Source organism: Citrobacter sp. Cb041, assembly GCF_030336655.1.
GTDB classification, from domain to species: Bacteria; Pseudomonadota; Gammaproteobacteria; order Enterobacterales; family Enterobacteriaceae; genus Citrobacter; species Citrobacter braakii.
On sequence record NZ_JAOWDD010000040.1, the window covers coordinates 469,103 to 490,038 of the forward strand.

23 protein-coding genes are annotated in these 20,936 nt (G+C 52.9%); 15 read left to right on the forward strand and 8 right to left on the reverse strand.

Going from position 1 to position 20,936, the window contains the following annotated elements:
* Window positions 1–197: 197 nt before the first annotated feature.
* Both OGV52_RS17660 and sstT read left to right on the forward strand, forming a co-directional pair.
* Complete coding sequence (locus OGV52_RS17660; protein WP_016154611.1) at window positions 198–1,166, forward strand: TerC family protein; 969 nt, start codon at window positions 198–200, stop codon at window positions 1,164–1,166.
* Window positions 1,167–1,408: 242 nt separating this feature from the next.
* A complete protein-coding gene (gene sstT, locus OGV52_RS17665; RefSeq protein WP_049283300.1) occupies window positions 1,409–2,653 on the forward strand; it encodes a serine/threonine transporter SstT in 1,245 nt (414 codons plus the stop codon).
* Between the two features lie 14 nt (window positions 2,654–2,667).
* On the opposite strand, the gene OGV52_RS17670 is transcribed toward sstT, so the two are convergent.
* From OGV52_RS17670 to uxaC, 3 genes are all read right to left on the reverse strand, one after another.
* Window positions 2,668–3,222: a YgjV family protein gene (locus tag OGV52_RS17670; protein WP_016154613.1), complete on the reverse strand. Its 555-nt coding sequence runs from the start codon at window positions 3,220–3,222 to the stop codon at window positions 2,668–2,670.
* A gap of 206 nt (window positions 3,223–3,428) precedes the next feature.
* Window positions 3,429–4,916 carry a UxaA family hydrolase gene (locus OGV52_RS17675; protein WP_016154614.1) on the reverse strand — a complete coding sequence of 496 codons (1,488 nt, stop codon included), beginning with the start codon at window positions 4,914–4,916 and terminating at the stop codon, window positions 3,429–3,431.
* Between the two features lie 15 nt (window positions 4,917–4,931).
* Entirely contained in the window at window positions 4,932–6,344 is a 1,413-nt protein-coding gene (uxaC, locus tag OGV52_RS17680; protein ID WP_287108867.1) for a glucuronate isomerase, read from the reverse strand.
* 472 nt (window positions 6,345–6,816) lie between these two features.
* Between uxaC and OGV52_RS17685 the strand changes: the two genes are divergently transcribed.
* The 11 genes from OGV52_RS17685 to OGV52_RS17735 all read left to right on the forward strand — a co-directional run bounded on the left by OGV52_RS17685 (window position 6,817) and on the right by OGV52_RS17735 (window position 14,095).
* The gene (locus OGV52_RS17685; protein WP_016154616.1) at window positions 6,817–8,118 is read left to right on the forward strand and encodes an MFS transporter; all 1,302 of its coding nucleotides are present in this window, start codon (window positions 6,817–6,819) and stop codon (window positions 8,116–8,118) included.
* 134 nt (window positions 8,119–8,252) lie between these two features.
* Window positions 8,253–9,029 (forward strand): transcriptional regulator ExuR, encoded by a 777-nt coding sequence (exuR, locus tag OGV52_RS17690; protein WP_103767077.1) that lies wholly within the window; start codon window positions 8,253–8,255, stop codon window positions 9,027–9,029.
* A 348-nt stretch (window positions 9,030–9,377) separates the two neighbouring features.
* Entirely contained in the window at window positions 9,378–10,040 is a 663-nt protein-coding gene (gene yqjA, locus OGV52_RS17695) for a DedA family general envelope maintenance protein YqjA (RefSeq protein ID WP_003024820.1), read from the forward strand.
* Window positions 10,041–10,058: 18 nt separating this feature from the next.
* Window positions 10,059–10,427 (forward strand): EnvZ/OmpR regulon moderator MzrA, encoded by a 369-nt coding sequence (gene mzrA, locus OGV52_RS17700; RefSeq protein ID WP_287108886.1) that lies wholly within the window; start codon window positions 10,059–10,061, stop codon window positions 10,425–10,427.
* Window positions 10,428–10,574: 147 nt separating this feature from the next.
* On the forward strand, window positions 10,575–10,943 hold the full coding sequence (locus OGV52_RS17705) for a DUF1090 domain-containing protein (RefSeq protein WP_016154619.1): 369 nt from the start codon (window positions 10,575–10,577) through the stop codon (window positions 10,941–10,943).
* A 33-nt stretch (window positions 10,944–10,976) separates the two neighbouring features.
* Window positions 10,977–11,282 (forward strand): ElaB/YgaM/YqjD family protein, encoded by a 306-nt coding sequence (locus OGV52_RS17710; protein WP_003024832.1) that lies wholly within the window; start codon window positions 10,977–10,979, stop codon window positions 11,280–11,282.
* Between the two features lie 2 nt (window positions 11,283–11,284).
* A complete protein-coding gene (locus tag OGV52_RS17715; RefSeq protein WP_016157537.1) occupies window positions 11,285–11,680 on the forward strand; it encodes a phage holin family protein in 396 nt (131 codons plus the stop codon).
* Window positions 11,680–11,979: a YqjK-like family protein gene (locus OGV52_RS17720; protein ID WP_003024845.1), complete on the forward strand. Its 300-nt coding sequence runs from the start codon at window positions 11,680–11,682 to the stop codon at window positions 11,977–11,979. The genes OGV52_RS17715 and OGV52_RS17720 overlap by 1 nt, the downstream gene beginning before the upstream one ends.
* Before the next feature lie 174 nt (window positions 11,980–12,153).
* Complete coding sequence (locus OGV52_RS17725) at window positions 12,154–12,546, forward strand: DoxX family protein (RefSeq protein WP_003024847.1); 393 nt, start codon at window positions 12,154–12,156, stop codon at window positions 12,544–12,546.
* 72 nt (window positions 12,547–12,618) lie between these two features.
* On the forward strand, window positions 12,619–13,605 hold the full coding sequence (yqjG, locus tag OGV52_RS17730) for a glutathionyl-hydroquinone reductase YqjG (RefSeq protein ID WP_200047070.1): 987 nt from the start codon (window positions 12,619–12,621) through the stop codon (window positions 13,603–13,605).
* Between the two features lie 124 nt (window positions 13,606–13,729).
* A complete protein-coding gene (locus tag OGV52_RS17735) occupies window positions 13,730–14,095 on the forward strand; it encodes a DUF805 domain-containing protein (protein WP_019077757.1) in 366 nt (121 codons plus the stop codon).
* Between the two features lie 64 nt (window positions 14,096–14,159).
* Here OGV52_RS17735 and yhaJ read toward each other — a convergent pair whose 3' ends face one another.
* Window positions 14,160–15,056, reverse strand: coding sequence for a DNA-binding transcriptional regulator YhaJ (yhaJ, locus tag OGV52_RS17740; protein WP_016154624.1), 897 nt, complete (start codon window positions 15,054–15,056; stop codon window positions 14,160–14,162).
* Window positions 15,057–15,160: 104 nt separating this feature from the next.
* Here yhaJ and OGV52_RS17745 point away from each other — a divergent pair, with 104 nt between their 5' ends.
* Both OGV52_RS17745 and OGV52_RS17750 read left to right on the forward strand, forming a co-directional pair.
* Entirely contained in the window at window positions 15,161–15,862 is a 702-nt protein-coding gene (locus OGV52_RS17745; RefSeq protein WP_016157539.1) for a pirin family protein, read from the forward strand.
* 26 nt (window positions 15,863–15,888) lie between these two features.
* On the forward strand, window positions 15,889–16,038 hold the full coding sequence (locus tag OGV52_RS17750; protein ID WP_016157540.1) for a protein YhaL: 150 nt from the start codon (window positions 15,889–15,891) through the stop codon (window positions 16,036–16,038).
* Between the two features lie 53 nt (window positions 16,039–16,091).
* Here the strand turns inward: OGV52_RS17750 and OGV52_RS17755 are convergent, their stop codons facing one another.
* From OGV52_RS17755 to OGV52_RS17770, 4 genes are all read right to left on the reverse strand, one after another.
* Window positions 16,092–17,402, reverse strand: coding sequence for an L-cysteine desulfidase family protein (locus OGV52_RS17755; protein WP_016154627.1), 1,311 nt, complete (start codon window positions 17,400–17,402; stop codon window positions 16,092–16,094).
* 24 nt (window positions 17,403–17,426) lie between these two features.
* Window positions 17,427–18,758 carry an SLC5/6 family protein gene (locus tag OGV52_RS17760; RefSeq protein ID WP_016157542.1) on the reverse strand — a complete coding sequence of 444 codons (1,332 nt, stop codon included), beginning with the start codon at window positions 18,756–18,758 and terminating at the stop codon, window positions 17,427–17,429.
* Window positions 18,759–19,083: 325 nt separating this feature from the next.
* Window positions 19,084–20,448 (reverse strand): L-serine ammonia-lyase, encoded by a 1,365-nt coding sequence (tdcG, locus tag OGV52_RS17765; RefSeq protein WP_287108876.1) that lies wholly within the window; start codon window positions 20,446–20,448, stop codon window positions 19,084–19,086.
* Window positions 20,449–20,535: 87 nt separating this feature from the next.
* Window positions 20,536–20,931, reverse strand: a complete 396-nt coding sequence (locus tag OGV52_RS17770; RefSeq protein WP_016157544.1) for an enamine/imine deaminase — start codon at window positions 20,929–20,931, stop codon at window positions 20,536–20,538.
* Window positions 20,932–20,936 lie beyond the last annotated feature (5 nt).

Consider the following 20,936-nt stretch of genomic DNA (forward strand, 5'->3'; position numbering starts at 1 on the left):
GTAACTTCGTTGTCGGTTGATCGTCATTACGATGTGTGAAAAACCACATCCGGTCGCCGGGCGATAACAAAGGAATACGCCATCGTATTCCTTTGTTGTTGTAAGTGAGACCTTGCCGAATGGCAAGGTCTATGCATAAAAAGCAGCGGCTAACGTCATTCGGCGTTGGCCGTTTTTTTTATGCATGGGGAAATACAATGAATACTGTCGGCACACCGTTGTTATGGGGTGGCTTCGCTGTCGTGGTGGTAATTATGCTGGCCATCGACCTGCTGTTGCAGGGTCGTCGTGGCGCGCATACGATGTCGATGAAGCAGGCTGCGGCCTGGTCAATCGTTTGGGTAACGCTGTCGTTACTGTTTAACGCCGTCTTCTGGTGGTACCTGGCACAAACCCAGGGCCGCGCCGTTGCCGACCCACAGGCGCTGGCGTTCCTTACCGGCTATTTGATCGAAAAATCGCTGGCAGTAGATAACGTCTTTGTCTGGTTGATGCTGTTCAGCTACTTCTCCGTACCGCCTGCGTTGCAGCGTCGGGTACTGGTGTATGGCGTGCTGGGAGCCATTGTTCTGCGTACGATCATGATCTTCGCTGGCAGTTGGCTTATCACCCAGTTTGAGTGGCTGTTGTACGTGTTTGGTGCATTCCTGCTGTTTACCGGCGTAAAAATGGCGCTGGCGAAAGAAGATGCTTCCGGTATTGGCGACAGGCCGTTAGTACGCTGGCTGCGCGGTCATTTGCGCATGACCGATACCATCGAAGATGAAAAATTCTTCGTGCGTAAAAACGGCCTGCTGTTTGTTACGCCGCTGATGCTGGTGTTGATTCTGGTTGAGCTGAGCGACGTCATTTTTGCCGTCGACAGTATTCCGGCTATCTTTGCCGTCACTACCGACCCGTTCATCGTGTTGACCTCAAACCTGTTTGCTATTTTGGGTCTGCGCGCAATGTACTTTCTGCTGGCGGGCGTGGCAGAGCGCTTCTCCATGCTGAAGTACGGTTTGTCGGTCATTCTGGTGTTTATCGGTATTAAGATGCTGATCGTCGATTTCTACCATATCCCGATCGCTATCTCGTTAGGCGTGGTATTTGGCATTCTGTTTGTGACGCTGATTGTGAACGCCTGGGTCAACCACCAGCACGATAAAAAGCAACAAATACAGTAAGTTTCATCTGCTAGCTGAAAAGCCCGACAGCACACTGCGTGCGTCGGGCTTTTTGTTTATCATGTCAAAATAATGTTAACTCAAAGTTATAAAATATGATCTCAACGCGAAATCCAGGATATTTCGCTTCCAGAACCCTGTTCTTTCCTTATACTCAGCCATGCAAACATTTGCCTCATCCTGAAAGATGCGTCTACAGAACGCACAAAGGCAGGGCAACAACACAATGAAAGGATTACTACATGACTACGCAACGTTCATCGGGGCTATTCTCGCGCCTGGCGCAAGGGAGCCTGGTTAAACAAATTTTGATCGGTTTGGTTCTGGGGATTTTACTGGCACTGGTGTCAAAACCTGCGGCAGAAGCCGTTGGTTTACTGGGTACTCTGTTCGTCGGCGCGTTAAAAGCCGTCGCACCAATTCTGGTTCTGATGCTGGTAATGGCTTCTATCGCCAACCACCAGCACGGGCAAAAAACCAATATCCGCCCAATCCTGTTCCTCTACCTGCTCGGAACATTTTCCGCAGCGTTAGCGGCCGTTGTCTTCAGCTTCGCCTTCCCATCAACGCTGCATCTTTCCAGCAGCGCCAGCGATATCGTACCGCCGTCCGGCATTATCGAAGTGATGCGTGGCCTGCTAATGAGCATGGTTTCTAACCCAATTGATGCACTGCTTAACGCCAACTACATCGGCATCCTGGTTTGGGCCGTCGGTCTGGGCTTTGCGCTGCGTCACGGTAATGAAACGACCAAAAATCTGGTCAACGATATGTCCAACGCTGTTACCTTTATGGTGAAGCTTGTGATTCGTTTCGCGCCGATCGGTATCTTCGGCCTGGTCTCCTCCACGCTGGCAACCACCGGTTTCGCCACGCTTTGGGGCTACGCGCAGCTGCTGACCGTGCTGGTAGGCTGTATGCTGCTGGTAGCGTTGGTGGTCAACCCGCTGCTGGTATTCTGGAAAATTCGCCGCAACCCATATCCGTTAGTGCTGGCCTGTCTGCGTGAAAGCGGCGTGTACGCCTTCTTTACCCGTAGCTCCGCGGCAAACATTCCGGTGAATATGGCGCTGTGTGAGAAGCTGAACCTGGATCGTGATACCTATTCGGTTTCTATCCCGCTGGGAGCCACCATCAACATGGCTGGCGCGGCGATCACCATTACCGTGTTGACGCTGGCGGCGGTAAATACGTTGGGTATTCCGGTCGATTTACCGACGGCGCTGTTACTGAGCGTGGTGGCTTCGCTGTGTGCCTGCGGCGCATCGGGCGTGGCGGGAGGTTCTCTGCTGCTGATCCCACTGGCATGTAATATGTTCGGTATCCCGAATGACATCGCCATGCAGGTCGTTGCCGTTGGCTTTATCATCGGCGTATTGCAGGATTCCTGTGAAACGGCGCTGAACTCTTCTACAGACGTCCTGTTTACCGCTGCGGCCTGCCAGGCTGAAGACGAACGTCTGGCAAATAACGCACTGCGCGGCTAATCTCTGCCCCTCCGTCACCGGACGGAGGGGTTCTCTTCTTGTACGCTTTTTTCAATTTTGAATGGATCAATTCCGCGTTTTTGCATCCGCCGGAAGCGAATAATGTTCAGGCCGTTCATCACCAGAAAACTACCTTCGATCATCGTCCCACCAATCGATCCCAACCAGAAATTATGGATAACCCAACAGGCGGTTGCGCACCACATTACGCAGCGCACGGTCAGCCCCTGGCAGCGAAACAGCGCCCAGGTGCTGGCCAGCGTGCCAATAATCGGCAACAGCTCCATCGCATGCTGTAATTTCGCCAGCCCGAGAACCAGGGTGAGGATAATAAAAACGGTCATTACCCACAGTTTGCGGGTATGCATCGAGACGAGTGTGCGGATGGTGTTTAGCTCTGCACTCATTCCCGCAGGCCAGGCGCCCATCAGAAAAAAATGCACGCCAATGGTGGCGCTGTAGACGGCAAGTTGCAGCCGGAAACGGCGCTCATCTCGATTGAAAAAGGTGGTAATGCCGATCAAAAAGGCGATGACACCTACGCCCTGGGCCAGCCAATACGCGGTCATGGAAGATCCTTGTGAGGAAACGCAAAAACAAACGGCGCTCCATATTATGAAACGCCGTTTTTAAAATCCACTCCATTTCGATTACCCAATAGATTTCGTGCTACCGCAAGGCGGTAAGTTCAGACATCCCCGGGAGCTTACTGGAGTAAGTGACCGCGGTGAATGGACGCAGCCAACGCGGCTGTCACGCGAAAGATGAAGGGTAATTACAATGTTACGCCGCTTTTAAAGATAGCCAGTTCCCGGAAATCGTTGCGCTCGTTGCAGGTTTGCTTGCCATTGGCGAACTCAACGATCGTATCGACAAACTCGCTCAGCAGCTGAGGCATCGCTTTACCGTGGATCAGCTGTCCGGCGTCAAAATCGATCCAGTGTTTTTTCTTGGCCGCCAGCTCGCTGTTGGTCGCAATTTTCACCGTCGGCACAAAACCGCCGTACGGCGTACCGCGGCCGGTGCTGAACAGCACCATATGACAGCCCGCGCCCGCGAGGGCACTGGTAGCAACCGCATCGTTACCCGGCGCGCTCAGTAAGTTCAGGCCGTGTGTCTTCAGGCGTTCGCCGTAGCGCAGTACATCCACCACCTGGCTGGAGCCCGCTTTTTGCGTGCAGCCCAGAGATTTATCTTCCAGCGTGGTGATCCCGCCCGCTTTGTTGCCCGGCGATGGATTCTCGTAAATCGGCTGGTCGTGAGCAATGAAGTACTGCTTAAAGTCATTGACCATGGTCACCAGCTTGCCGAAGGTTTCTTCGTCACGGCAGTGGTCCATCAGCAGCTGCTCGGCACCGAACATTTCCGGTACTTCAGTCAGCACGGTGGTGCCGCCGTTGGCAATCACGTAGTCGGAAAAACGCCCCAGCATCGGGTTGGCGGTAATACCAGACAGGCCGTCAGAGCCGCCGCATTCCAGACCAAACTTCAGCTCGCCCAGCTTACCCGGCTCACGCTTATCGTTACGCATCACGTTGTACAACTGATGGAGATGTTCAATCCCCGCTTCCACTTCGTCTTCCTGATGTTGGCAGACCATAAAGTGAACACGCTCAGGATCGTACTCGCCTAAGGTTTCGCGGAAGGCATCAACCTGGTTGTTTTCACAGCCCAGGCCGACCACCAGCACCGCACCCGCATTCGGGTGGCGCACCATATTTTGCAGCATGGTACGGGTGTTGATGTGGTCGTCACCCAGCTGTGAACAGCCGTAGGTGTGACTGAAAAGATGCACGCCGTCGATACCCTCGGCGTCGTTGGTCTCTTTCAGAAAGCGGGTCTGCATCTGACGCGCCATAGCGTTGACGCAGCCGACCGTCGGCAGGATCCACAGTTCGTTGCGCACGCCGACCTCGCCGTTGGCGCGACGGTAGATCTGTACGTCGCGATCGGCGGGTTGAACAAGCTCTGCCTGAAAATCAGGGTGGTAGCTATACGTGTCCAGGTCGCTCAGATTCGTGCGCGTGTTGTGAGCATGAATATGCTCACCCGCCGCCACGTCCACCAACGTATGACCGATTGGCAAACCGTATTTAATGACGTTTTCGCCTTGCGCAATATCGCATAAAGCGAATTTATGGCCACGAGAAACCGCTTGGCGCAGGATTACCGCTTGCCCATCAACGGTGACTTCGGTTCCTTCAGCCAAATCAGCGAGCGCTACCGCGACGTTATCCAGCGTATGGATCTTGATGTATTGCATACCTTCACCCAGGCCTTAGTTCAGTTCAATGGCGAAATAATCACGCGCATTGTTGAAGCAAATATTTCTGACCATTTCACCCAACAGCTGGATATCTGCCGGCGCTTCACCTGCAGCAACCCAACGGCCAATCATCTGGCACAGGATGCGACGGAAGTATTCATGGCGCGTGTATGACAGGAAGCTACGGCTATCGGTCAGCATGCCGACGAAACGGCTCAGCAGACCGAGCTGGGCCAGCTGCGTCATCTGACGTTCCATACCGTCTTTCTGATCGTTGAACCACCAGCCGGAACCGAACTGCATCTTGCCCGGCATACCTTCGCCCTGGAAGTTGCCGATCATGGTGCCCAGCACTTCGTTATCGCGCGGGTTCAGGCAGTAGAGAATGGTTTTCGGCAGCAGGTTCTGTTCGTTCTGCTTGCTCAGCAGTTTGGACAGCTCTTCGGCCATCGGGCGATCGTTGATGGAGTCGAAGCCGACATCCGCGCCCAACAGTTTGAACTGACGCAGGTTGTTATTACGCAGTGCGCCGATATGGTACTGCTGTACCCATTCACGACGCGCGTATTCCGCACCGAGGAACACCAGCACCGCGGTTTTAAACTGGGCAACTTCATGCTCGCTCAGCGTTTCACCCGCCAGGCGGCGTGCCAGAATGCTATCCAGTTCAGATTCGTTAGATTCAGCAAACAGCACCACGTCCAGCGCGTGGTCAGAGACTTTACAGCCGTGAGCCGCAAAGTGATCCAGACGTTTGGTCAGTGCAGCTTGCAGGTCGCTGAAGCGGCGGATATCCGTGTCAGACACCTCACCGAGCTTCGCCGTATAGTCGTTAAAGGTCGCCTGCTCAATGTTAAAGGCTTTATCCGGACGCCAGCTCGGCAGCACTTTCACATCAAAGCTTCCGTCTTTAGCAACGGCCGCGTGATGCTCCAGAGAGTCGATCGGGTCATCGGTAGTACCAACCATTTTCACATTCATCTGCTGCATGATGCCGCGCGCGGAGAATTTGTCCTGCGCCAGCAGTTCGTTGCACTGGTTCCAGATTTCGTCAGCCGTTGCCGGAGACAGCAGCTTACCTGTAATACCAAACGGGCGACGTAATTCGAGGTGGGTCCAATGGTACAGCGGGTTACCGATTGTGTGTGGAACCGTGGCGGCCCAGGCGTCAAACTTCTCGCGATCGGACGCATCGCCGGTACACAGGCGCTCAGCGACGCCGTTAGTACGCATCGCACGCCACTTGTAGTGGTCACCCTTCAGCCAGATGTCATACAGGTTATTAAAACGGTAGTTTTCCGCGATTTGTTGCGGTGGCAAATGGCAGTGGTAGTCGAAGATTGGCTGGTCTTTGGCGTAATCATGATACAGACGGCGGGCAAATTCGGTGTCCAACAGGAAATCTTCAGTCATAAACGGGGTCATTATCGTCTTCCTCTCAGCGAGTGCGTCAGATTGCTTATGTTTTGATGTTGACAAAGTTATCACACCAATTTCCATACACTGAAGATATTTTCGTGAGTTAGATCAACAAATGGCGACAAAAAAATTACTCTCAAAGAGGTAAACCACGCGCCAAGCCGCACCAGCACTGGCTTTGCTGAATCGAAATAATGACCACACGAAGATTCACACTTTTGTGATGGCACTCACCTTTTAAAGCTGTATGACAAGTTATCTTTTTGCCGTCGCGATACATAAGCCGACGGAATGCAAATTACCGATGTATCACCATCGGATTAACCGGTACGGAAACCGAATTAGCACAAATATTGACATGGCAGAGTTCGGGGAGTACCGGCTTTTTTTCGGTTACCCCCTCGTAAAAGAACATCCTCCTCCCTGAACTGGAAGATGACCGCTCGTTCGCGGACATAACAAAACGATGAGGTTTTACATGCGTAAAATTAAAGGGTTACGTTGGTACATGATCGCACTGGTGACGCTTGGCACCGTGCTGGGTTATCTGACACGTAACACTGTGGCGGCAGCTGCGCCAACTCTGATGGAAGAGTTACACATCTCCACCCAACAGTATTCCTATATCATCGCAGCGTATTCTGCTGCTTACACCGTAATGCAACCCGTTGCCGGCTATGTGCTCGATGTGCTCGGCACAAAAATTGGTTACGCGATGTTCGCCGTTCTGTGGGCCGTCTTCTGTGGCGCGACCGCACTGGCTGGTAGCTGGGGTGGACTGGCGCTGGCGCGAGGCGCAGTCGGTGCCGCTGAAGCTGCGATGATCCCTGCGGGCCTGAAAGCCAGTTCTGAATGGTTCCCGGCAAAAGAACGTTCAATCGCCGTGGGTTATTTTAACGTCGGTTCCTCTATCGGCGCGATGATTGCTCCGCCGCTGGTCGTCTGGGCTATCGTCATGCACAGCTGGCAGATGGCATTCATTATTTCCGGTGCCCTGAGCTTCATCTGGGCCATGTGCTGGTTGGTATTTTACAAACACCCACGCGATCAGAAAAAACTGTCTGATGAAGAACGTGATTACATTCTGAATGGTCAGGAATCACAGCATAAAAACAGCACCGCCAAGAAAATGTCTCTCGGTCAGATCCTGCGTAACCGCCAGTTCTGGGGCATCGCGCTGCCGCGTTTCCTGGCAGAGCCGGCCTGGGGTACCTTCAACGCCTGGATCCCGCTGTTCATGTTTAAAGTCTACGGCTTTAACCTGAAAGAGATTGCGATGTTTGCCTGGATGCCGATGCTGTTTGCTGACCTGGGTTGTATCGTAGGGGGTTACTTACCGCCGCTGTTCCAGCGCTGGTTCGGCGTTAACCTGATCGTTTCCCGTAAAATGGTCGTCACCATGGGCGCATTGCTGATGATTGGCCCAGGGATGATCGGTCTGTTCACCAGCCCGTACATTGCTATCGCCCTGCTGTGCGTCGGCGGCTTTGCTCACCAGGCGCTGTCCGGTGCGCTGATCACGCTCTCTTCTGACGTATTTGGTCGTAATGAAGTGGCAACCGCGAACGGTCTGACCGGTATGTCCGCATGGCTTGCAAGTACGCTGTTTGCGCTGGTCGTTGGCGCGCTGGCTGACACCATCGGCTTCAGCCCGCTGTTCGCCGTACTGGCGGTATTCGACCTGCTCGGCGCGTTAGTCATCTGGACAGTATTGCAGAACAAATCGGCCAGCGAGGTAGAGTCAGCTTCGCAAACTGGCGATCCCGCTGCGCAAAGTTAACCAGACACGATTTAACAAGGTTATGTAATGCTAAGCCGCCAGTCATCTGGCGGCTTTTTTATCGCCGCGAGTGGAGCCGTAATCGCAAAAGTGGTATAACAAATAGAGTCTGCCGTATCATGCCTGTAGCGCATATGGAAATCACCGAACCACGACGTTTGTACCAACAACTTGCCGCTGATCTGAAAGAACGCATTGAGCAGGGTGTCTACCTGGTGGGTGACAAACTCCCCGCCGAGCGCTTTATCGCCGATGAAAAAAATGTCAGCCGCACCGTGGTTCGTGAAGCGATTATCATGCTCGAGGTTGAGGGCTATGTTGAAGTGCGTAAAGGATCGGGGATCCACGTCATTTCAAACCAACCCAAACACTATGTCGCGCCAGATGAAAGTCTGGAATTCGCCAGCTACGGTCCGTTTGAGCTGCTCCAGGCTCGCCAGCTCATAGAAAGCAACATTGCTGAGTTTGCCGCCACCCAGGTGACCAAACAGGACATCATGAAACTGATGGAAATTCAGGAGAAGTCGCGTAACGAAAAAAGCTTTCGTGACTCCGAGTGGGATCTCCTGTTCCATGTGCAGGTCGCGCTGGCAACACAGAACTCTGCCCTGGCCGCGATTGTTGAAAAAATGTGGACTCAGCGTATTCACAACCCCTACTGGAAGAAGCTGCACGACCACATCGACCTGCGCACGATAGATAACTGGTGCGACGACCATGACCAGATCCTGCGGGCGCTGATTCGCAAAGATCCACACGCCGCCAAACTGGCGATGTGGCAGCATCTTGAGAACACAAAGCAGATGCTGTTTAACGAAACCAGCGATGATTTTGAATTCAACGCAGACCGTTATCTTTTTACCGATAATCCCGTCGTTCATCTCGATACGGCAGCTAACGGCGCAAAATAAACAATCTTAACGATGCAGGCGCGACAAAGCGCCTGTTTCTGACGCTTGGTAAGCATTAGGTATAAAGTGTCAGCCTGTGTAAATCCTCTCGCCTCCCTCCATTGCGATAAGCAAAATCACAGTGCAACACCCGTAATTTCTATAACGGACTACGTTGACCTTTGTTACAATTAGTTGTTATTTGAATTTTTGTGTTTGAGAGCTTGCTTACTTCACAACTTTACAGGGAATAGTTCAGGCCGTGAATTTGTGTCAGACCGCGATCCATGTAAAAAACACCAATAAAATTGCGGCGTTACAAACTCCAGAATACCGGCATGACGACAACCGATTCTCCAGGAATATTGAATGGAACTACTGACTCAATTACTGAATGCTTTATGGGCTCAGGATTTTGAAACGCTGGCCAATCCCTCCATGATTGGCATGCTCTATTTCGTACTGTTTACCATTTTGTTTCTGGAAAACGGACTGCTGCCAGCAGCCTTTTTACCTGGCGACAGTCTACTGGTACTGGTCGGCGTACTTATCGCTAAAGGCGCGATGGGTTTTCCGCAAACGGTACTGCTGCTCACCACCGCGGCCAGCCTGGGTTGCTGGCTCAGCTATATCCAGGGGAGATGGCTGGGAAATACCCGCACCGTTCAAAACTGGCTGTCTCATCTACCCGCGCACTACCATCAGCGCGCACATCATCTGTTCCATAAGCATGGCTTGTCTGCCCTGCTGGTCGGTCGCTTTATCGCGTTTGTCAGAACATTACTGCCGACCATCGCAGGATTGTCCGGTCTGAACAATGCGCGCTTTCAGTTCTTTAACTGGATGAGCGGACTGCTTTGGGTTCTGATTCTCACAACGCTTGGCTATCTGCTGGGCAAAACGCCAGTGTTTCTCAAATATGAAGATCAGCTGATGTCTTGTCTGATGCTGCTTCCCGTGGTGTTACTGGTGTTTGGTCTGGCAGGTTCACTGGTTGTGCTTTGGAAAAAGAAATACGGGAACCGAGGGTAAATTATGCTGAAATCATGCATAACACTCCGACGACTGGCCTGGACGACTACTTTTATGCTGTTTATCGGCGCGCTGCTCCTGACCTGGTCGGTCATCCGCCAGCAGGAGTCAACGCTTGCCATTCGTGCTGTAAACCAGGGAGCCACCATGCCTGATGGCTTCTCTATCTGGCATCACCTGGACGCCAACGGCATTCGCTTTAAAAGCATTACTCCGCAAAATGACGCGCTGCTGATCACCTTTGATTCCAGCGCGCAAAGCGCAGCCGCAAAGGTCGTGCTGGACCGAACGTTACCGCGCGGTTTCGTTATTGCTCAGCAGGATGATGATAATCAGGCGGTACAGTGGTTATCCCGCTTACGTGATACCCCGCACCGTTTTGGTTAATCTCCAGGAATCTGAATTAGATCACTCACTTTGGTGATTTCATCATTTAGCGCCTATGATTAATAAACTGGGTTTATGACCCATTGCTTTATTATTCTGGAGCATCGGCCAAAACCACAAGGTCGAATCACAATGGAAGGTTCAAGAATGAAATACCGCATCGCTTTAGCAATTAGTCTTTTCGCTCTCAGTGCCGGCAGTTACGCCTCCACCCTCTGTCAGGAAAAAGAACAGGATATTCAGCGGGAGATAAGCTATGCCGAAAAGCACAACAATCAAAACCGCATCAATGGTCTGAACAAAGCGCTGAGCGAAGTTCGGGCAAATTGTACTGACAGCAAACTGCGCGCCGACCATCAGAAAAAAATCGCCGAGCAGAAAAATGAGATAGCCGAGCGTCAACGTGATTTGGCCGAGGCGAAGCAAAAAGGCGATGCGGATAAGATAGCCAAGCGCGAACATAAGCTTGCTGAAGCTCAGCAAGAGCTGAAAGAACTCGAGACACGCGATTACTAAGTACGGTAACTAGTCACTCAACTGGAGAAAACTATGTCGAAAGATAATGCTACGGAAAACCTGCGCGCTGAGCTGAAATCTCTTGCGGATACGCTTGAAGAAGTACTTAGCTCCTCTGGCGATAAGTCGAAGGAAGAGATGAGTAAAATTCGCAGTAAAGCCGAACATGCGTTACGCGAGAGCCGCCATCGTCTGAGCGAAACCAGCGATGTGATTGCTAAACAGACCCGTGAGGCCGCGGCAAAAGCCGATAACTACGTACGCGAAAACCCATGGACAGGCGTCGGCATTGGCGCTGCAGTCGGTGTGGTACTTGGTGTACTGCTGTCGCGCCGTTAATAATGGCAGACTCTCAACACGCACAAGGTCCAGGCAAAGGCGTACTGGGTATTGGACAGCGGATCCTGACGATTCTCGTTGAGATCGTAGAGACGCGGCTGCGGCTGGCCGTCGTTGAGCTGGAAGAGGAAAAAGCCAATCTCATCCAGATCCTGCTGATGCTTGGGCTGACCATGCTGTTCGCGGCGTTTGGTCTGATGAGCCTGATGGTGCTTATCATCTGGGCCATAGACCCGCAGTATCGCCTGAACGCCATGATTGCCACCACCGTTGTGCTGTTGCTTTTAGCGCTTATCGGCGGGCTATGGACGCTGAGTAAAGCGCGTAAAACAACGCTGCTACGCCATACACGCAATGAACTCGCTAACGACAGGCAGGCCCTGGAGGATGATGCATAATGAGCAGTAAAGTCGAACGTCAACAACGTAAGGCGCAACTGCTTGGACAGATCCAGCAGCAAAGGCTGGATCTGTCTGCCACTCGCCGCGACTGGCTTGAAGCCACCGAAGTTTACGATCGTGGCTGGAAGACGCTGCTGAACCTGCGTGGCTGGGTGTTGGTCGGAAGCAGTATTATGGCGGTTCGCACCATCCGTAACCCGAATCTGCTGGTACGCTGGGCTAAACGCGGCTTTAGCGTGTGGAGCATCTGGCGTCTGGTTAAATCGACCATCAGACAACAGCAACTGCGCGGCTAATCACCTCTTCTCCCCCTAACCTCAAATTTTTTGAAAATTTCTGACAGTTTTCCTTGCTAACAATTGTCATTAGCCGCGTTTATGATTCTCTCCATCGACAGCAACGACGCACTCTGCGACGTCGTTGCACAAAAAAACACAATAAGCCGCCTGAGTGGTTTCCTGGAGAGTATGATGAAGAAATTAGAAGATGTTGGTGTACTGGTAGCGCGCATTCTGATGCCAATCCTGTTTATTACCGCAGGTTGGGGAAAAATCACCGGATATGCGGGTACCCAACAGTACATGGAAGCCATGGGCGTCCCAGGATTTATGTTACCGCTGGTTATCCTGCTTGAGTTTGGCGGCGGTCTGGCCATCCTGTTTGGTTTCCTGACCCGTACTACTGCGCTGTTCACCGCGGGCTTCACGCTGCTGACGGCGTTCCTCTTCCACAGCAACTTTGCGGAAGGTGTGAACTCTCTGATGTTTATGAAAAACCTGACCATCGCAGGCGGCTTCCTGCTGCTGGCTATCACCGGTCCGGGCGCATTCAGCATCGACCGTGTACTGAATAAAAAATGGTAAGCGAGCTATACTAAACGCATCAAAAAGCGAGGAGACATCTCCTCGCTTTTGCTATCTGAGGAGGCGAAAATCATGGGACAACTCATTGACGGCGTATGGCATGACACCTGGTATGACACCAAATCAACCGGGGGAAAATTTCAACGCTCTGCATCAGCTTTCCGTAACTGGCTCACTGCGGATAGCGCACCCGGTCCAACGGGCGAAGGGGGTTTCGCCGCCGAAAAAGACCGCTATCATCTCTACGTTTCTCTGGCCTGTCCGTGGGCGCATCGCACGCTGATCTTGCGTAAACTCAAAGGGCTGGAACCGTTTATTTCCGTTTCCGTTGTGCATCCGCTGATGCTGGAAAACGGCTGGACCTTTGATGATAACTTCCCGGCGGCAACCGGCGATACCCTGTATCAGCACGAATTTCTTTATCAACTCTATTTACACGCCGATCCGCACTACAGCGGTCGGGTGACCGTTCCGGTGCTGTGGGACAAAAAGAACCACACCATTGTCAGCAACGAATCTGCAGATATCATCCGTATGTTTAACACTGCGTTTGATGCGCTGGGCGCGAAAGCCGGGGATTACTATCCACCCGCTCTGCAAACTAAAATCGACGAGCTGAACGGCTGGATTTATGACAACGTCAATAACGGCGTGTATAAAGCCGGATTTGCCACCAGTCAGGAAGCCTACGACGACGCCGTAGAAAAAGTCTTTCAATCTCTGGCGCGACTGGAGCAGATCCTTGGGCAACATCGCTACCTGACCGGGGACCAGTTAACAGAGGCCGATATTCGCCTGTGGACCACGCTGGTGCGCTTTGATCCTGTGTATGTGACGCACTTCAAGTGCGACAAACACCGGATTAGCGACTATCTGAACCTGTACGGTTTCCTGCGCGATATCTACCAGATGCCAGGCATTGCGGAGACCGTTAATTTCGATCACATCCGCAATCACTACTTCCGTAGCCACAAAACCATTAACCCGACCGGCATTATTTCTGTCGGACCATGGCAGGACCTCAACGAGCCCCACGGGCGTGATGACCGTTTTGCCTGATTTACACGGGTCCCCTTTGGGGGCCAAATAATTAATACTGCAAATATTTACCAGCATTCCATTCACAGCTATTCTTAATTTGATTGCTTTAAAAACAAGTAATTGAATACAGAACGAGGCAAAAATGGATTGGTATTTAAACGTATTAAAGAACTACTTTGGTTTTGGGGGCCGCGCGCGTCGTAAAGAATACTGGATGTTTGTGCTGGTCAACATCATCTTTACGTTCGTGCTGGGCATTCTGGACAGAATGCTTGGCTGGGAACGCGCCGGAGGGGAAGGCATATTAACGACGATTTATGGGGTTCTGGTCTTTATCCCGTGGTGGGCGGTGCAGTTCCGGCGTTTACATGACACCGACCGTTCGGCCTGGTGGCTACTGGTGCTGCTGATCCCGATCGTAGGCTGGTTGGTAATCATCATTTTCAACTGTCAAAATGGGACTCAGGGGAGCAACCGCTTCGGTGCTGACCCGAAAAAACTGTCCTGATGTAATACACCATCTTGTCGGCCGGATAAGGTGCATTTGCACCGCATCCGGCGTAACAGCCCTGCTATTTACCCGCAAACAGCTTGGGAATTTCCCGCAAACACCAGGATTTCGCTTCGCCCATGCTGTCTCGACGCCAGGCCATAATAATATCAATTTCGCTTGTCGATTCCGGGCTAACCACACGCAACCGACCCGCCGCAATGTCCTCTTCCACCAGCGGGTATGGCATCGTCGCCACGCCAAGACCGGCCAACAGCGCCTGGCGTTTATCTTCTATCGAACTCACCGTCAGACGCGGCTGTTTATCCAGCAGTTGAACCGTCAGCACCGGACGTTCGCGGGCCGTGTCCGCCACCGCGATTCCGCGGTACTTCACGCGGGTGACTTCCGATAACGGTTCCGGCTCCTGATGAATTGGATGATCCGGGGCCGCCACATATACGTTCATCAGCGAGTACAGCTTGCGCGAGTTGATTTCCGAAGATGAGCGAAAATGCATATCCGGCGCAATCACGATATCCGCCCGCCCCTGCTCCAGACGCTCCCACGCCCCGGCCAGAACTTCGGTAATAACGGAAAGCTGGGTATTGGCCTTCCCGGCAAGTCTGTCGATCAGCGGGAAAAACGCCGCCGTCGGCACCAGCGCTTCGGTGACGATGGTCAGATGCGTTTCCCAACCGCGAGCCAGCGCTTCGGCATCGGTGGTCAGCTTATCCGCAGCTTCCAACAGTACACGCCCACGTTCCAGCAGCATACGCCCGACGTTGGTGAATTTTGTGCGATGACCTGAACGGTCGAACAGCACGACGTCCAGCTCTTCCTCCAGCTTCTGCATGGTATAGCTGAGCGCGGAAGGAACGCGCCCCAGTTCGTCCGCCGCGGCGGCAAAGCTGCCACGCCGGTCTATTGCGTCCATGACGCGTAACGCCTCAAGCGTTAAAGCCCTTTCTTTGGCCATCTCGTTCTCATTCAGGAAATTTGAACATACCGGGCAGAATATCTGGCTAACAATGCAGCGTCTAGCCATTTAACATAAAAGGAAGTAAAGAGAGGTCAAGAACTATGATTACTACCCGTACAGCCAAACAATGCGGGCAAGCAGACTACGGCTGGCTGCAGGCCCGTTATACCTTCTCCTTTGGACACTATTTTGATCCTAAACTGCTGGGTTATGCCTCGCTGCGTGTTCTGAACCAGGAAGTTCTGGCACCGGGAGCCTCTTTCCAGCCACGTACCTATCCGAAGGTGGATATCGTCAATCTGATCCTCGAAGGGGAAGCGGAGTATCGCGACAGTGAAGGGAACCATATCCAGGCCAAGGCAGGAGAAGTTTTACTGCTCGCCACACAGCCGGGAATTAGCTACAGCGAACACAATATCAGCAAAGATAAACCGTTAACCCGAATGCAGCTCTGGCTGGATGCCTGCCCGCAGCGCGAAAACGCCTGCGTACAGAAAGCCACGCTGAGTGCCGGTAAGCATCAGTTGCTCGCCTCGCCGGATGGAGAACAAGGCAGCCTGCATCTGCGTCAACAGGTATGGGTGCACCACGTTGAACTGCAACAAGGTGAATCGCTGAGTTTTCAGTTACATGGGCCGCGGGCTTACTTACAGTCGATCCACGGCAGATTCCATGCGGTGACATCTGGCGCCGAAAAGGAAGCGCTCACCTGCGGCGATGGCGCATTTATTCGTGACGAAACTAACATAACGTTAGTCGCCGATACCGCGCTGCGCGCTTTGCTGATAGATTTGCCCGTATAGTCAGGGAAAACAATGGAGTACGACTATTGAGCAAGAAATCATCAAAAAAACGCCAGCCGCAGGTTGAGCCGAAAAAACAGGATACTGTGACCTTCGGCTATGAAGAAATGCTGACAGAGCTGGAAGCGATTGTGGCGGATGCCGAGCTACGGCTGGAAGACGAAGAAGCCGCCTGAAAAGGCGGCTTAGAGTTATGCCGGGGGCGATTCCGCCTTACCCGGCCTGCAGATTAATGTGCCTTACTGGCCATGATCTCAATGATCTGCTTGTCGGTTTCCTGCATCGAGCGACACGCCAGCGCACACAGGTTCGTGATCGATTGCTCCACGTTGTGCGCCACAATCCCTTCATTGCCGGTCACTGCGGTGTCATCCAGCGCCATCAGCACCGCTTTCCACGCCGCAGATGCGCTGGTTGAAACTTTCATCGCGCAGCTGTTTGAGGCGCCATCGCAAATCATTCCGCTCACGTCGCCAATCATGCTGCTGATTGCCATCGCGATAGTGTTGTAGCGACCATCAACAATCCACGCCATCCCCGCCGCGGCGCCCATCGCCGCCGTGGTTGCCGCACACAGTGCAGACAAACGCGGAAGCTGATGATGGATGTAGATAGCGCTCAGGTGAGACAACATCAGCGCACGCGCCAGTTTCTCTTCATCCGCACCAAAGTGCTCAGCCACCACCATTACCGGAACGGTCGCGGTAATCCCCTGATTTCCAGAGCCCGAGTTGCTCATTGCCGGAAGCGTCGCCCCGCCCATTCGCGCATCCGATGCCGCACTGGTGCGGATCAGAATAGAGGTGGAGAGATCGTTCGCCAGCAGGCCACGCGCGCACTGCTTCTCAAGCGTGGTTCCGATGTGCAAGCCCCAGTTACCGCGCAGCCCTTCCTGGGACAGCGCACCGTTCAGTTTCGCCGCATCGAGAATAAAGCGGATTGACTCAAACGGTACCGCGTTCACGAACGCCAGAATCTCTTCCAGCGACGTGTGGGACAATACCGCCAGCGGTGACTCCTGCTCCTCTTCCTGAGCGTTCTGTTCTGTCGTGAACACCACGCCCTTATTGGTCTCAATGTGCACAATGTTGGTATGACCACCAACAATCGTCACGCACGCCCATCCCTCAGCGCTATAAACCTTCGCACGGGAGAAGAGAATGTCCTCGCATGGCTCCTGCAGCATCACCGCGACCTTCCCGGCGGTAAGCATCGCTTTCGCATCGGCAATCGCTTGAGGCGAGGCGTCTTTCAGTACCTCTAAACCGGCGTGGGCATTTCCCCCCAGCGCACCCAGTGCCGCCGCGACAGGCAGCCCAACCATTCCGGTACCCGGCACGGTAACGCCCATGCCGTTTTTCATCAGGTTCGGTGAGACCCACGCATCAATGCGTTCAACCGCGCCGTCCAGCTCAGAGGAGGCGACCGCTGCCGCCAGAGCCAGAGAGATAGGTTCCGTGCAGCCCAGCGCAGGCTTAACTTCTTCCTGCACCGCGCGGATAAAACTATCCCATAATGGATTCAATGTAGTCTCAAACATAACAACAACCTTTGCTCAGATATCTCAGGAAAATGCCAGGAACGGAGAAACGCACAGCAGCAGGCCCGTGACAATAATCAGATACAGGGAAGCGCCTTTGTATTTGTGCAGTGCAGGAACTTTGTAGACCAACCAGGCCGGGATCAGACATCCCACCATGCCGAAGATAGGGCTACAAATAGAAGTGAAGCTCAGTACCGGCGCATTGAGCACAATGGCTCCCCACGCCAGCAGGATAGCGAAAACCATAATGCCGCGCTGAACCAGGGTCTCATTGATTTTCTCGGCTGGCATTTTGCGGCGCAGCACGTTCATCACGATCCCTTGAGTGGCTTCACGGAACCCTAAGTAAACGCCGAAGAAAGCGGTCATTACGGCAAAGATGTTCAGAATAACGCTGACGATTTTCACCCAGCCAGCACCCGCGCCGCTGATAAACTGCGCGGCAATCGCCAGAGCGGAAATGTTCTGCTCATAAGCTTTAACCGCTTCGTCATGGCCCATCGCCAGCGTGAAGGAAACGGCGTAGAAAAAGACGGTCACAAACAGAATACCGAACGCAATATTCATGGCTCGCAGGGCTTTATGGCGTGCCACTTCAATGGATTTATTGCGAGAACGATAGGAGATAACCATCGGGCTTAAGGTCTGAATAAACAGAATCGAGGTCAGGGTAAACGGCAGCGTGATAATCGCGTTTTTGATCAACAGCGCCATCGGCGGCAGTGAACCTACGTTATATAAATGCCACATCCCAACCATCGACACGCCAAGCGCCGCCACCACCAGCAGCTTGGTCAGTACCATACCGGTGGAGATTTTAAACAGCAGTTTTTCCCCGCGGGACGAGATAGCCACCAGGATGCAAATCAGCACCAGGCCATAGAACGGGCTGTCGGACAGTAACCCTTCAGTAACACCAAAAGTATGCAGGTAGGAGGCGCTATCGTTGGTGATGGCGGTGGAATAGACGAACATCCAGATAACCAGCATCACAAAATACAACGCACCTAACAGGATGCCCCAGTTCTTACCCAGATAGCCGCTGATTACGCTCGGGTAGTCTTTACACTCTGGGGACTCAGCCAGCGTATTAATAAACAGACGCTGGAACAGATACATGGCTGGGTAGCCGATTATAGAGGAGAGCAAAAACACCCACAGCCCCATCAAACCCACCTGGACGGGAAGAAAAACAATCCCCGCACCAATTGCCATACCGATACTCATAATGACCCAGCCGGTGTCCATGCTGTCGAATTTAATGGCTTCGCGCCATTCACTTTCGGTCATTCCCGCCCGACGTGCCGGAGCAGATGCGTCGAGTATTACGCTGTTATTCGTTGCCGTTTCCATAATTTTCCGCTCAATGTGTAGGTAGAGGTTTTTATATTTTTTTCGTACTGCCTCAATGCGATACGCAGTACTACGGTGCAGGTGAGCTATTGGAGTAATGAGGAAATCATACGCGCAGGATCAGAGAAAAACTTCACAAACAAACCCCTGTAATTTCTAAAAGTTAAGAAATATTTTCTCTTTTATTTCAATATAAAGAATTGAATTTCTATATTTGAAGCAGATCACAACAAAAAAGGCGCGCTAACGTGCACCTTTTTTATCATGCCATATTGAATAATTTATTGCCGGATAGCGCTTCGCTGACCAGGCACGGCTTTTCACCTCAGGTACAAACCACTTTAATTGCCAGCCCACCGCGTGAGGTTTCACGGTATTTGTCGTTCATATCTTTGCCCGTTTCATACATGGTCTCGATCACTTTATCGAGCGAAACGCGTGGTTCTGACGTTCGACGTAGCGCCATGCGCGCGGCGTTGACGGCTTTTACTGCGTTGATCGCATTACGTTCAATGCACGGTATTTGCACCTGTCCGGCTACCGGATCGCAGGTCAGCCCCAGGTTATGCTCCATGGCGATTTCCGCTGCGATACAGACCTGCGACGGGCTACCGCCCAGCAGTTCTGTCAGACCGGCAGCCGCCATTGAACAGGCTACGCCAATCTCACCCTGGCAGCCCACCTCAGCACCAGAAATAGAGGCGTTCATCTTATACAGCGCGCCTATCGCCCCCGCGGCCAGCAAATAGCGGGCAATGGAGTTCGCATTCACCGGACGGCGGAACTTGTCGTAATAGGCCAATACGGCGGGAATAATCCCACATGCACCGTTGGTCGGCGCCGTCACAACCCGGCACCCGGCGGCGTTTTCTTCGCTCACGGCCAGCGCGAACATGTTGATCCAGTCAATAACGTTCATCGGGTCGCTGGACAGATTATCGCTGGAAACCAGCAACCGACGTAATGCCACGGCGCGACGTGGAACGTTAAGCGGCCCCGGCAGGACGCCTTCGGTGTTCATGCCGCGCTCAATCCCGGCGTGCATGACGTCCCAAATGGCGGCAAAGCCAGCATCGATTTCCTCTTTGCTGCGCATCGCCAGCTCGTTTTGCATCATCAAGCCGGAAACAGACAGCCCATTGCGCTCGCACAGTTTCAGCAGTTCGCTGGCGGAATGAAAATTGTAGGGCACGTGTGCTTCAACATCATGCACCTGCCCAAATTGCTCCTCTTCAATGATAAAACCACCGCCGACGGAGTAATAGGTTTTGCTTAATAGCCTCTCGGTGCCGTTCCACGCGGTGATACGCATGCCATTTTCATGGCGTGGCAGCGTTTCGGTATGAAAGAGAATATTTTCATCTGGAGAGAAATCGACAACATGCATGCCCTCAGCAACCGGCAAACGTCCGGTACGGGCCACTTCCTGAGTAAAACCAGCGATTGAGTCTATATTAACGTTTTGCGGACTGTTACCGGCCAGCCCCATCATGATCGCGACATCTGTCGCATGACCTTTCCCGGTCAGGGAAAGCGATCCGTAAAGATCGACCACAATATGCGTGGTTCTGGGGAGTTCGCCGCTGCTGACCAACAGATCGATAAAGCTTTTACCTGCGTTCATTGGCCCCACGGTATGGGAGCTGGAAGGTCCAATGCCAATCTTGAAAATATCGAATGCGCTAATCATATCCACACCCTCGGATTGCCGTTCAGTGAAGACCAGGTTTCACACTCATTAAGGATTGGGGCGATCCTGAGATCGCCCCGCAAGGGATTACAGCGTGTCGCCACGTACGGCGATGGCTTCAATCTCCAGCTTCACATCCTTTGGTAAGCGGGCGACCTGTACGCAACTGCGCGTGGGGTAGATAGCCTGATGCTCATCAAAGAACTGCTGGTACACCTGGTTAATGGTGGCGAAGTCGTTCAGGTCGGATACGAAAACGGTAGTCTTCACGATATCGCTCACTTTCAAACCTGCGGACTCGACGATCGCTTTCACGTTTTCCAGGCTTTGACGTGCCTGATCGGCCACGTTTTCTGCCACTTCACCGGTCTGTGGACACACCGGGATTTGACCTGACGTCAACACCATGCTGCCCAGATCCACCCCCTGTACGTAAGGCCCAATCGCCCCTGGCGCACATTCGGTTGCAATAACTTTTCTCATAATCC